General features: G+C 35.2%; 17 protein-coding genes. 8 read left to right on the forward strand and 9 right to left on the reverse strand.

Features of this window, described 5'->3' with window-relative positions; genetic code table 11:
• Positions 1 to 45 precede the first annotated feature (45 nt).
• The 3 genes from ntdP to FH036_RS16215 all read right to left on the reverse strand — a co-directional run bounded on the left by ntdP (position 46) and on the right by FH036_RS16215 (position 1,660).
• Entirely contained in the window at positions 46 to 576 is a 531-nt protein-coding gene (gene ntdP, locus FH036_RS16205; RefSeq protein WP_000506628.1) for a nucleoside tri-diphosphate phosphatase, read from the reverse strand.
• A 353-nt stretch (positions 577 to 929) separates the two neighbouring features.
• Positions 930 to 1,190 (reverse strand): YgaB family protein, encoded by a 261-nt coding sequence (locus FH036_RS16210; protein ID WP_000997582.1) that lies wholly within the window; start codon positions 1,188 to 1,190, stop codon positions 930 to 932.
• Positions 1,191 to 1,378: 188 nt separating this feature from the next.
• Positions 1,379 to 1,660, reverse strand: a complete 282-nt coding sequence (locus FH036_RS16215) for a gamma-type small acid-soluble spore protein (protein WP_139895992.1) — start codon at positions 1,658 to 1,660, stop codon at positions 1,379 to 1,381.
• Between the two features lie 124 nt (positions 1,661 to 1,784).
• Here FH036_RS16215 and FH036_RS16220 point away from each other — a divergent pair, with 124 nt between their 5' ends.
• The gene (locus FH036_RS16220; RefSeq protein ID WP_000275444.1) at positions 1,785 to 2,009 is read left to right on the forward strand and encodes a hypothetical protein; all 225 of its coding nucleotides are present in this window, start codon (positions 1,785 to 1,787) and stop codon (positions 2,007 to 2,009) included.
• A 34-nt stretch (positions 2,010 to 2,043) separates the two neighbouring features.
• On the opposite strand, the gene mutY is transcribed toward FH036_RS16220, so the two are convergent.
• Positions 2,044 to 3,141: an A/G-specific adenine glycosylase gene (gene mutY, locus FH036_RS16225; protein WP_000171401.1), complete on the reverse strand. Its 1,098-nt coding sequence runs from the start codon at positions 3,139 to 3,141 to the stop codon at positions 2,044 to 2,046.
• A gap of 149 nt (positions 3,142 to 3,290) precedes the next feature.
• Between mutY and FH036_RS16230 the strand changes: the two genes are divergently transcribed.
• The gene (locus FH036_RS16230) at positions 3,291 to 4,271 is read left to right on the forward strand and encodes a metal-dependent hydrolase (RefSeq protein WP_000379128.1); all 981 of its coding nucleotides are present in this window, start codon (positions 3,291 to 3,293) and stop codon (positions 4,269 to 4,271) included.
• Between the two features lie 24 nt (positions 4,272 to 4,295).
• On the opposite strand, the gene FH036_RS16235 is transcribed toward FH036_RS16230, so the two are convergent.
• Complete coding sequence (locus FH036_RS16235) at positions 4,296 to 4,562, reverse strand: YfhJ family protein (protein ID WP_000998158.1); 267 nt, start codon at positions 4,560 to 4,562, stop codon at positions 4,296 to 4,298.
• A gap of 121 nt (positions 4,563 to 4,683) precedes the next feature.
• Between FH036_RS16235 and FH036_RS16240 the strand changes: the two genes are divergently transcribed.
• Positions 4,684 to 4,842: a small, acid-soluble spore protein K gene (locus FH036_RS16240; protein ID WP_000517891.1), complete on the forward strand. Its 159-nt coding sequence runs from the start codon at positions 4,684 to 4,686 to the stop codon at positions 4,840 to 4,842.
• 38 nt (positions 4,843 to 4,880) lie between these two features.
• Positions 4,881 to 5,033: a YpzG family protein gene (locus FH036_RS16245; RefSeq protein ID WP_000122093.1), complete on the forward strand. Its 153-nt coding sequence runs from the start codon at positions 4,881 to 4,883 to the stop codon at positions 5,031 to 5,033.
• 64 nt (positions 5,034 to 5,097) lie between these two features.
• Here FH036_RS16245 and FH036_RS16250 read toward each other — a convergent pair whose 3' ends face one another.
• Together FH036_RS16250 and recX are read right to left on the reverse strand one after the other, a co-directional pair.
• Positions 5,098 to 5,415, reverse strand: coding sequence for a YfhH family protein (locus FH036_RS16250; RefSeq protein ID WP_001057032.1), 318 nt, complete (start codon positions 5,413 to 5,415; stop codon positions 5,098 to 5,100).
• Positions 5,416 to 5,425: 10 nt separating this feature from the next.
• On the reverse strand, positions 5,426 to 6,238 hold the full coding sequence (recX, locus tag FH036_RS16255) for a recombination regulator RecX (protein ID WP_000268519.1): 813 nt from the start codon (positions 6,236 to 6,238) through the stop codon (positions 5,426 to 5,428).
• Positions 6,239 to 6,319: 81 nt separating this feature from the next.
• On the opposite strand from recX, the gene FH036_RS16260 reads away from it, so the two are divergent.
• The 4 genes from FH036_RS16260 to FH036_RS16275 all read left to right on the forward strand — a co-directional run bounded on the left by FH036_RS16260 (position 6,320) and on the right by FH036_RS16275 (position 9,525).
• Positions 6,320 to 7,225: a TIGR01777 family oxidoreductase gene (locus tag FH036_RS16260; protein ID WP_001216947.1), complete on the forward strand. Its 906-nt coding sequence runs from the start codon at positions 6,320 to 6,322 to the stop codon at positions 7,223 to 7,225.
• A 140-nt stretch (positions 7,226 to 7,365) separates the two neighbouring features.
• Entirely contained in the window at positions 7,366 to 8,496 is a 1,131-nt protein-coding gene (locus tag FH036_RS16265; RefSeq protein ID WP_000698305.1) for an amidohydrolase, read from the forward strand.
• Between the two features lie 241 nt (positions 8,497 to 8,737).
• Entirely contained in the window at positions 8,738 to 9,295 is a 558-nt protein-coding gene (locus FH036_RS16270; RefSeq protein WP_000914738.1) for a GNAT family N-acetyltransferase, read from the forward strand.
• Between the two features lie 110 nt (positions 9,296 to 9,405).
• Positions 9,406 to 9,525: a YfhE family protein gene (locus FH036_RS16275; RefSeq protein WP_000358485.1), complete on the forward strand. Its 120-nt coding sequence runs from the start codon at positions 9,406 to 9,408 to the stop codon at positions 9,523 to 9,525.
• Between the two features lie 361 nt (positions 9,526 to 9,886).
• Here FH036_RS16275 and FH036_RS16280 read toward each other — a convergent pair whose 3' ends face one another.
• Positions 9,887 to 11,053, reverse strand: a complete 1,167-nt coding sequence (locus tag FH036_RS16280; RefSeq protein ID WP_139895993.1) for a diglucosyl diacylglycerol synthase — start codon at positions 11,051 to 11,053, stop codon at positions 9,887 to 9,889.
• 412 nt (positions 11,054 to 11,465) lie between these two features.
• Entirely contained in the window at positions 11,466 to 12,197 is a 732-nt protein-coding gene (gene pflA, locus FH036_RS16285; protein WP_000238474.1) for a pyruvate formate-lyase-activating protein, read from the reverse strand.
• Positions 12,198 to 12,256 lie beyond the last annotated feature (59 nt).

Here is a 12,256-nt window from a genome sequence, read left to right on the forward strand (position 1 = left end):
CCTCTAATAGGACAAACCTGCGGGGAAATCCCCTGCAGGTTTGTTTTAATTTCTGTACATTAAATATCTCTCATACCACATATCTACAAAGTCTGGTGCGAATGGCCCTTTTCTTTGATGAATCCATTGTGTTAGTTGTGCTACATTTCGTTTTAAAATCGTATCAATTACAGGTGGATATTGCATAATTTGACTATGTTTTTCATATTCATCTTCATCTAAAAGTGTATATGTCATATCTGGATACACTTTAATATCTAAATCATAATCAATATACTTTAACGCTTCAGAATCATATGCAAAAGGTGAGCTTAAATTACAATAATAATATACGCCCTCTTCCCTTAACATTCCAATCACATTAAACCAGTAGTTTGCATGAAAATAACAAATTGCTGGTTCACGAGTAATCCATGTTCGGCCATCTGATTCTGTCACTACTGTACGATCATTTGCTCCGATCACAAGACTTTGTGTCCCTTTTAAAATCGTTGTCTCTTCCCACATTCTATGAATGGAGCCATTATGTTTATAACTATGTATTTGTACTTTTTCTCCTTCTTTGGGAAATCCCATATATGCTCCCTTCCTTCAACTGCAAATGCCCTTTGAACTGCATTCACTTTTTTTCTATTATAACTTTTTTGTCGAAATTTTAAAACTAAAGCGATAAGACTCTATATTTCACACTGAATACCATATCTATAGTCTTTCTTAGGGAACGGGGCCAAACGAGGAAAGGAGAATAAAGTGAAACTTTAATCAGCCCTCACCAATCGGACTTTTATGGTCAGCCTGCCCCCACCTAACGCCTTTGCTTTCGCTGAATTTTGAGATGGGGGTCTTACTGCCCATTAAAGTGGGATAAAAAAAGTCCTTCCTCATTTCCATGTAAAGAAGGACCTTTCACCTAAAGGTAACGATATATCTTATCCTAAATTTGAAATCATTTTTTCAGTTTCAAAAGATTGAATCACACTATTTGTTTGCTCTTCAAATTTCTCATGTAATAGCTTGAGCGCTAATTCTGTTCTATATATTTCTTGGCGGATAAAATGTAATTCCTTTTTATCGCACGTATCCTTTTCGCTCATTTCAATTTGCTGATACTTCTCTAGGTGAGCTTGTAACTTCAACAACTCATCCATCGTTTCCAATTGCTCTCCTACCAACTTATCAAAATCGTTCATTACTTACCCCCTTTTGGACTTATTTATCATTTATTATTCCTCATTACATATTTCTAATCTTTAACTTCCTTCTCCTTTGACTACATTTGTTGACTTATTAGAAGTTATGTCGTTCGTTTTATTTTCATTCCCATGACCAAAGCACAAAGAAAACACTTCTCTCGAATTAGAGAAGTGTTTTTCTTTCATTACTGATTTGAACTAGAAGGTTGTGATTGTTTTGCAGCTGATTGTGCATTTTGTTTTTTCACAGCATGCACGTCTGTTTCAGTTGCAAATTCAGTACCATAACTAGCGTTTGCACTTTGTGCACCAGAAGCTTGTGCTTTCTTTGCTTCTGATTGCGCGTTTGCTTGTTTTACTGCTTGCACATCTGTTTCAGTTGAAAACTCTGTACCATAACTAGCATTTGTACTTTGAATGCTAGCACCAGAAGTTGCCTTGTTATAACCTTGTTGTTTTTTACTCATCTTTCTCACCTCCACAACCAATAATGTAACCAATTCACTTAGAAGCTATCCGTGATTTTCTTTTTTTAATCTCCGTATATATCTCTTGTCACTCATTCAAACTATAGAAAATGGAGGTGGAAATATGTATATAGGACGCGATATGACTGAACTAACGATGGTTTCAAAAAATGAATGGAAAGAAGATGAATTAGCTTATTTTCATCATTCATTACAACAGATTCTGCCGTATTTAAATGCAGAAGGTCAAAGTATTTACAAAGAAATTGTAATAGAAATTGAATCAAGAGGCGGCTTACAAGAAGGTGATGCTAGTTGGACTCATGGGACAAAAATTTCTTACGATTAAAAAAGTGTTCCCAACCTGGGAACACTTTTTTTGTTTATTGCATTGTAATTTTCTCAACACAACTCTCATAAATCGTACGATGCGATTTAGAGAAAGGTAACTGCTCAAATGCTTCTTTCGATACAAATTTCAATGTATCTGTTTCAACAATATCACCAGTTACTTTTCCGTAAAATACGAATATATCCCAAGTACGATGTGTAAACGTATGTTGTACATTCATTGCGTATTCTTCAATAGAAATCGAAAGCTCAAATTTTTCTTTCATATAATCTATAAGCTGTTCCTTCTGATTACGAATCCCTTCGCCAAGTTCAATATTCGGAAACTCCCACATATTAGCTAATAAACCGGTACTTGGACGTTTATTAATGACGTAACGACCATCTTCCGTTTGAAGTACTCCCGCAACAATCGGTACCATCGTAGGGGCTTTCGCTTTACTTTTTACTGGTAATTCCTTTTGAACACCTTCAGCATATCCCCTGCAATGCTCACGTACAGGGCAAAGTAAGCATGCTGGATTTTTAGGAATACAAATCAGTGCTCCTAATTCCATCAAACCTTGATTAAAATAAGATGGATTTTCTGCCGAAATAATTTCACGCACAATCTCTTCAAACACTTTTCTCGTTTTTGGTTTTGCAATGTCATCCCATACTGATAAAATGCGAGACAATACACGCATTACATTTCCATCAACTGCCGGCTCTGGTATACCATAGGCGATACTTAAAATAGCACCTTTTGTATAGGGGCCGACTCCTTTTAATTTTTCAATTTTCTTTACATCACTTGGTACTATCCCGCCATATACTTCTTTTACTTCTTTTACGGCCGCATGTAAATTTCTTGCTCTAGAATAATACCCTAAACCTTCCCATGCTTTTAACACTTCTTCATCATCAGCATTTGCCAAAGCTTCTAGAGTAGGAAACTTCCCCATAAAATTCGCGTAATATGGTTTTACAGCTTCTACCCTAGTTTGCTGCAACATAATTTCCGAAACCCAAACACGGTATGGATCTTTATTTTTACGCCACGGTAAGTCGCGTTGCTCTTTTTCAAACCAACCAATTAAATCATTTTGAAACTGCTCTATGTTAAAATTATTTAATATTTCAAGTGTCAAACTTGATCCCCCTCGTTTTTTTGCATATAAGTACTATTATAAAGATTTTAGGAAAAAATTTAAGTAAGATGACATAGAAAATAGAAGGCAAAGGACTTGAGGTATCGAATAAAAAGAGTTACATTAATAAAAAACGGAGGTGGATTTCTATGGACACAGCCACTCACCTTGTTATGGGCGTTACTCTAGGCAGCTTGGCCACGTTAGATCCAGCCATAGCACAAAGTGATATTGGGCCACAAGCAGTTATGCTCGCTACAATTGCTGGTTCCAATATTCCTGATATCGATACAGTTTTAAAATTGCGTAATAACGCTAAATATATAAGAAATCATCGCGGGATTACTCATTCCATTCCTGCAGTGATTCTTTGGTCATTCCTTATAAGCGGCATCTCTTTCGCCTTCTTTTCAGACGCTCCATATTTGCATCTACTACTTTGGTCATTTATTGCCGTCTTTCTTCATGTCTTTGTAGATATTTTCAATGCCTACGGTACACAGGCATTACGACCCTTCACAAAAAAATGGGTAGCGCTAGGTATCATTAATACATTCGATACCGTCATTTTCTTCATCCATATACTCGCAATTGCTTGTATGCTCGTAGGTTCCCATAAAGGGTATACTGCCTTAGCAGCGTATATATTGATGATTGTTTACTATATCGGACGGATTATGATGCATAGAAATATAAGAAGCGTTGTACAAAAACGTTTCAAACATGTTGAGAAGATAATTATTTCTCCTTCTTATCGATTTTATCATTATCATTTAGCAATCGTTACAACCAATTATTACTACGTTGCTAGATGGCATCGTGGTAACATCATGGTATATGATAAGTTCAATCGGGTACCGTTCCCAGATAATGCTATTATGCGCGCAGCTAAACAAGATGAAAACATCTCAGCATTTTTATCTTTCTCCCCTGTATATCGCTGGGACATTTTCGATTATGATCATTATTATGAAGTTCGATTCATTGATTTGCGATATCGCAGTAAAGACTATTATCCATTCGTTGCAATCGTTCAACTCGATCATAATTTAAATATTATTAGTTCCTATACAGGATGGATTTTTAGTGAAGAAAAACTTCGAAAAAAACTGGAGTTACTTCCACATTAAAAAAAGCGACTTCAGTCGCTTTTTTTAATGTTTCAAATGATCTTCTTGATTGATTAAATGGCTATATTTCGGATTATTTGTACGCATTTCATGAAGGCGTACTCCATGATTATTAATCCATGATCGCACCACTTGTTCAGTCATTTCTTCTCCTTGATAACGACCTGATTTCGCATAAGTTGTTTGAAAATCTTCCCACAGTAATTCAACCCACGCACGAGCTTGCGCGTAAGAAAGTTTGTCATTTTTGTCTAATAGTTCTTTCGTTAATGCTTCATAAATATCATTCATGTTCTAATCTCCTTTACCTAATTATCCCTTCATTTCTAAAGGATAGTTTCTTCTATTTTGCACATTCTATAATTGATACTTCTTCAAGAGGTATCAACTGATGATGAGGAGGGCGTTCGCAATGGGTAAACAAGCCGAATTTTGGTCTGAGTCAAAAAACAACAGCAAAATCGACGGTCAACCGAAAGCGAAATCACGCTTCGCTTCGAAGCGACCTAACGGCACAATTAACACGCACCCACAAGAACGTATGCGTGCTGCAAATCAGCAGGAAGAATAGTAACAAAGTAACTTAACTTCCTACACGAGGTGATAAAGATGAGCTACCGTGATCGCTTAGATAGTCGTTCTGAATTATTTAACCATACGTGGACTCGTCCGAAACATGCAAAAGCGCAAGTTAACGGACAGACGCAACAAACCCAGTCTCTCATTATATTGGCGAATGAATGTAAAAAACGCCAATTTTAGAATCTCCTATCTCCTGTAACGCCTACCAAAGATGAAAACCAGAGAGATATTCGCTCTCTGGTTTTTATTTTTCTTGTAATAAAGAAATCGGGATTCCGATCTCTTCATTATCATTTTGCTTATGTCCCCAAGCAAATACCCCATTGAAATACGTAATTTCAAATAATATACCAGGTTCTTCTACTAATTCATATGTCTCACCGATATGGAATTTGTTTATGTCAGTCATATAAGCGCGAGCCATTGCTATCTTTCGCATTAATACATCGAACTCATTTACAATTCCAAGTTGCTCAGCTTTTATCGCTTGCTCTTTCAAAAGCCCAATTTCTTCCCTTAGCTCATATGGTGTCATTTCACTGTAGCGCTTTGGCATATTCATCTTATTCTCCTCATCCCTCTTCGCGTTTCATTTGCAAAAATACCTCTATTTCATCGATAGAGAATCCTTTGCGATATAACGCTTGTTTCATCTTATTTTCGAATGTCCATCCATCATGCTTCTTATATTTCTCATAATATTTATTCCCATGATAGTGTAACGCTTCTTGTTGCTTTTCGTCATCTTTTTCGTCTTTCAATTCTTCTAAACAAATTTGAATCACATCTCTAGAATATCCTTTCCGAACAAGCATTTCGTCTAACTTTAGCTTCATTTGTAAAAAGGAATGCTTTTGATAAGATTTCTTCTTCTTTTCTATAAGAATTAAAGCATTCTCAATTTGCTTTTCCTTCGGATATTCTTGTAAACTATGCGTAATAATTAAATCCTGAACACCTTTATTTAACAACTCTCTTTTAATAACAGTAGGACCTTTTCGATTCACATTGCTTTGCGTTCTCGTATATAAAATAGCATACTCTTTATCATTAATATATCGGTCATGTAATAATTTCGAAACGACTTCAGAGATGATGGCCTGTCCCACTTCTTTTTTTCGTAAAAAATCTTCTATTTCTAGTTTCGTTCTCATTTGATAGGATAAATAGGAGATTGCTTGTAAATATGCTTTTTGTACCTCTTCATTGTACAAAATATTTCCTAACGCTATTTCATCAATTTCTAAGCCCTTTTGTAATCCGTGTTTTATTAAGATTACTTCATTGACACTAAATCCGTACTCTTCACCTTGACCTTTATCAATATAAATATTAAATCGTTCTTTCGATCGTTTTTGGACTTCTATTTTTGTAATGACAGCCATACTCTCACCTCTCTATTATTTTAACATAGTCGAGGAACGTTTTTGCTTTTCAAGAATATATATAATGAGGAGGAAATAATTGTGAGAATCGCAATTTCTGGTGGTACCGGCTTTATCGGTACATACCTTTCTACTTTTTTCATTCAAAAAGGATATACGGTTTACATTCTGACTCGAAACAAAACGACTGAAACTTCCGATCCTAACCTTCAATACGTACAATGGACACCAGATTTACAAACCTTCCCTCTCTCTTCTATTGATGTAGTTATTAATCTAGCTGGAGAGTCTATTAATAGTAGATGGACAAAGAAACAAAAAAAAGCCATTGTAAACAGTAGAATTCAAACGACAAAAGGACTCATTAAACAATTGCAGACACTCACCATAAAACCGCACACATTTATTAACGCAAGCGCTATTGGATACTATGGAACGTCTGAAACCGAGTCTTTTACAGAACAGCATGAGCCTCCTGGAGATGACTTTTTAGCACATACAGTATATTCATGGGAACAAGAAGCATCCAAAGCACGCGCTCTCGGAATACGAACAATCTACGCAAGATTTGGAGTCGTATTAAGTGCAGATGGAGGAGCTCTTCCAAAAATGCTACTCCCCTATCAATTCTATATCGGCGGTACAATTGGCTCTGGAAATCAATGGTTATCATGGATTCATATAGACGATGTCGTTCGCCTGATTGATTTCATCATACACAAAAAAGAAATTGATGGACCGCTTAACATTACAGCTCCCCGCCCTATAAGAATGAAGGAATTCGGAGAAACCATTGCAGCTATAATGAAAAAACCTCATTGGTTACCTGTCCCTTCATTTATGCTTCGCATTTTACTTGGTGAGATGAGCATACTTGTACTAGAAGGGCAACATGTATTACCTAGTAAAGCAATTGAGCATGGGTATGAATATACATTTCCGGCAATAGACCATGCATTACAAAATATACTTTCGCATACAATGTAGTACTTCTAAAACACAGTTTTACAGAGGGCCCTTTCAAAACTTTTATTTTCTAGCATCCGGAGCATTATTACACAAATAATCTTTCAGTTACTTTCCCTTACATTCCATTAACATTATAAAGTAACAGAAATGAGGTACCTATGAAAATATTGCTCAAACAAGCCATTGTCTATCCTATTACATCCCAAAAATTTCAAGGGGATGTACTCGTTATAGGAGAAAAAATTGCTGAGGTCAAGCCTTCCATTCAACCTACTCAAGAGATGACAGTTATAGACGCACGTGCTCTTCATCTCTTACCTGGATTTATTGATGTCCATACCCATCTTGGTCTCTATGATGAAGGTACTGGTTGGGCTGGCAATGATGCAAATGAAACGTCTGAAGTTTCAACACCACATATCCGTTCTTTAGATGGAATCCACCCTTTGGATATTGCATTTCAAGATGCGGTACAAAATGGAATTACAACTGTTCACGTTATGCCAGGAAGTCAAAACATTATCGGTGGTACGACTTGTGTAATAAAAACAGCTGGAACTTGTATTGATCATATGATTATCCAAGAACCTGCTGGTTTAAAGATTGCCTTTGGAGAAAATCCTAAAAAGGTCCATAGTAATGGCACAAAAGAGTCCATTACGCGTATGGGAATTATGGGATTACTTCGGGAATCATTCTATGAAGCACAGCACTACGGGCATGAAGCTGATTTTCGAATGCTTCCTATCTTAAAAGCATTACGCCGTGAAATACCCGTACGTATCCACGCTCACAGAGCAGATGATATTAGTTCTGCTCTACGCTTTGCAACAGAGTTCAATCTTGATTTACGTATTGAACATTGTACAGAAGGACACTTTATTGTTGAAGAACTTTCAAAACACAATTTGAAGGTTTCAGTTGGCCCCACGCTTACACGCCGTTCTAAAATCGAACTAAAAAATAAAACATGGGATACTTACCATATATTATCAAAAAATGGAGTGGAAGTTTCCATCACAACAGATCACCCCTATACACCCATTCAATATTTAAATATTTGTGCTGCTGTCGCAGTAAGGGAAGGATTAGACGAAAAAACTGCACTAGAAGGAATCACTATATTTCCAGCGCGAAATTTACGTTTAGAGGATAGAATTGGAAGTATTGAGGCTGGAAAAGACGCTGATCTTGTGCTCTGGACCCATCATCCTTTCCATTATTTAGCCAAGCCTGTACTAACTATGATTGATGGAAAAATAATTTACAAAAAAAATAAAAAAAACTAGTTTATTTTTTTGACTAGATAAAGTATTATACGATTATAAACTGAATGAAACCATAATCAATTTGTGTCGTGATTATCATTTTCAAATTGATGAATGGGGAAGGCAAATGGTGCGCCACCAGCGTTAGAAACTGGTTCTAGTGGGTTCGATTCCCACCCCGAAATTTTTTAAAGATTGATATAAAAATTTCGAGGGTGGGGTGTTTTTTCGTCATGCTACCCTCGTGTGAGGAGGAGTTAGTATGTTGAAAAAACGCGACTTACACGACAGCCACGTTCTATACGAGTTAATGGTGGATCCAGCTGTCTTCCCTTTTGTGCGTCAAAAGGCTTATTCTTATGAGGAATATTTATTTTTAACGAAACAAACGATTGAAGCTGAAGAGCGTGGGGAATTAATTTCACGTACAATTTTAGATGAATGGGGTAACCCTATCGGAACAATTACTTTATTTGATGTGCAAGAAAAAGCCGGATTCCTTGGAACATGGCTTGGCAAACCTTATCACGGAAAAGGCTACAATAAATTGGCAAAAGATTCATTTTTTAGCGAACTTTTCTACGAGTTAGATATTGAAACGATTTTTATGCGTATTCGCAAAATAAATATTCGTTCTATTAAAGCTGCAGAAAAATTACAATATGTAAATCTAGCAAACGAAACAAGAAAAGCCGTTTATGATGAAATTAACGCAAATGAAGAAGTATATAACTTATATGAAATTCCAAAAGATCAATATACACTTGCTACAATGCGAGATACAACGTTCCAAGATTCTCATCACTTAAAAGAAGCATAATCTAAATTTTCAGAAATAATAATTAACCATTAACATTTTGACCTATACGTATATCACCCCATGTCTTTGGAAACGATAAATAGTGACTTTAGGACACGAGGTGATTTGTAATGGATAAAAAGAAACGTGACAAAACAAAAAACGCATTATCTAGTACACAAGAAGTTCTCTACCAACGAGAATTTCGTAAAGCAGATCGCGCAGCGGGTTATCGTTCGAAAAGTATTTAAAGTGAGAATGAATAATTAGAAGTTCTCCCCCCTAATTATTCATTCTCATTACATATTTTTTCTACGTGATAGAGTAAAAAAGGTTCCTTATAAATAAGGAACCTTTTTTATGTGGATAACGTTATCCACATAATTTATAGAATTGTGAATAAATTGAATAAATCTTTCAAAAGTTTATATATTGTAACGTACATCAAATGTTAGAATTGTGGATATTTTTCTAAAAATTGTGGATAATGTGGATATAGTTGTTAATATTCCGACTTTACTGTTTAATGAAAGCGCACTCTTCATGTGGATAAGTCTTTATCTTCGAAAATAATAAAGAACCCTCTTTAAACATACAAAAGAGGGTTTCATATTAAGTAAATGATTGTGCAAGAGCAGGTGATTTAATAGGTATATGATTCGGTTCTACATGGTTTTCTGCCAAAATTGTATCCACAATATGATCAGCTGGCTCTGGACGATAAATACTTTTCATCGCTTCTTTCATTTGAAGAAGCCTCATATCATCTTGTAATAACGCCTCTGTTTTTGCAAAAACCTCACTATCATCACGAATGACAACTGCAGCCCCTTTTCTTTCAAAGTACATCGCATTTTCATTTTCTTGTCCTGGAACAGGCTTATATAAAATGACAGGTACTTGCAATGCTGCCGCTTCACTTAACGTAATACCGCCTGGCTTTGTAATCATACAAGAAGTAACACGGAATAGTTCATCAATATTTTCTACATAACCAAATACTTTTAATGCATCAGGATTTTTTTCCTGTAATCCTACCAAATCCTGTTTTAACGCTTCATTTTTCCCACAAACGACAACTACTTGTAAATCAGGTACTGACATAAATGATTGGCATAGTTCTTTTACACTTCCTAATACTCCATGAGCACCTGCTACAATTAGTAAAATCTTTTTATTCTTACATAACTGATATTTATGATATATAATATCTGAATTGATCTTTAACTCAAAACTACTACGAATCGGAATTCCAGTTTCAACAATTTGCTCCGCAGGCACACCAATATCAACCATAACTTTTTTTACGTGATCAGTTGCTACAAAATAACGATCTACTTCCCGATGAATCCATATTTTGTGCACACAAAAATCCGTTAATACGTTATACACAGGAATTGAAATACCTGTTTGCTTTTTTAATTCTGGTACAGCTATAATCGGAAAAGTATTAATAACAATATCCGGTTTCTCCGCTTGTAAAAGTAATTTCAAACGTTTCCTTCCAAAATTTGCATACCAAGATGCTATTTTTTTATCATAAATTTTTTCTACGCCATAATAAAACAAGCGGTACAATTCTTTTCCTATTGTATAACTTTTTAAATATAAATATTTTGTAATATCGGTTATAACCGGATGTGATTCTCCGAACAAATCGCATACAATTACATCTTTAATTCCTTTTTGGCGAAATGTTTGCTCTAATGTTTTCGCTACTTGCACATGACCGTTACCGTAATGTGCAGTTAATATTAAAACCTTGGGGTTTTTTATCAAACAAATCCACTCCTAGCTTATTGTTTCTCCATATTGCATATACGACAATAGGAAAAACATTTTCCTTAAAAATTACATAAACAGACTCTAATATTTCTCTTTCAGCTATGTACCTGTCGTGGATATGCAAAGCATATAAGATTGACCCCTTAATCCTATCTGTGCTCATATCTTTACATTATACTTTCCTATAAGAGCTTTCGCAATAACTTACAAATGTTCTCTATTCCATGATACTCACTCTTTTACTTCTTAATTCTTTTTACTATTTTGATTTCCCTTTACAATTATGTAAATTTCTCTACTTATTCCTTACAAAAATATGGATATTCTATTTTTAGTATACTCTTTTCTCTATATATACTCTAGGTTTTATTGTAAAGAAAGCAAAAAGCCTAATCCAATATTTGGATTAGACTGCTTGTAAAATATGTCTTGCTTCTTCTACATTTTTTTCAGTAGGTGGTTCTACATTCGCAAGTGGATACTTATGTCCAAGTGCCTCCCATTTATATACACCAAGCTTATGATATGGTAACACTTCAACTTTTTGAACATTAGACAGACTTTGAATAAAGCTAGATAACTTTTGTAGATCCTCTTCATTATCAGTAACACCAGGAACTAATACGTGTCGTACCCAAATCGGTTTATTTTTATCCGATAAATAACGAGCAAATTGTAAAATATGTTCATTTGGTTTTCCTGTTAATTTACGATGTTTCTTTGAATCAATATGTTTTAAATCCAATAAAACTAAATCTGTGTACTCCATTAAAATATCTAGCTTATTTTGGAATTCTGGTTCTTCAGAATAACAACCACCCGAAGAGTCAATTGTTGTATGAATTCCAATTTCCTTACATTTCTTAAATAATTCAATTAAGAAATCTAGTTGTAATAATGGTTCCCCACCACTAACTGTTATACCGCCTCCGGAAGCTTCAATAAAAGGAAGGTAACATGTCACATCCTGCATTACTTCTTCGACTGTTATTTCTTTTCCTTTACCGATCTCCCACGTATCAGCATTATGACAATATTGACAACGTAATAAACACCCTTGTGTAAATATGACATAACGAATTCCTGGGCCATCAACAGTACCACAAGACTCTACAGAATGAATTCTTCCTTTTACCATGTTACTTCCTCCTTTATTGAAACAGCCTCCCTCTGCTATTTATAAAATGCAGAGGGACA

The organism is Bacillus sp. CD3-5, from assembly GCF_006349665.1.
Lineage (GTDB): Bacteria > Bacillota > Bacilli > Bacillales > Bacillaceae_G > Bacillus_A > Bacillus_A paranthracis.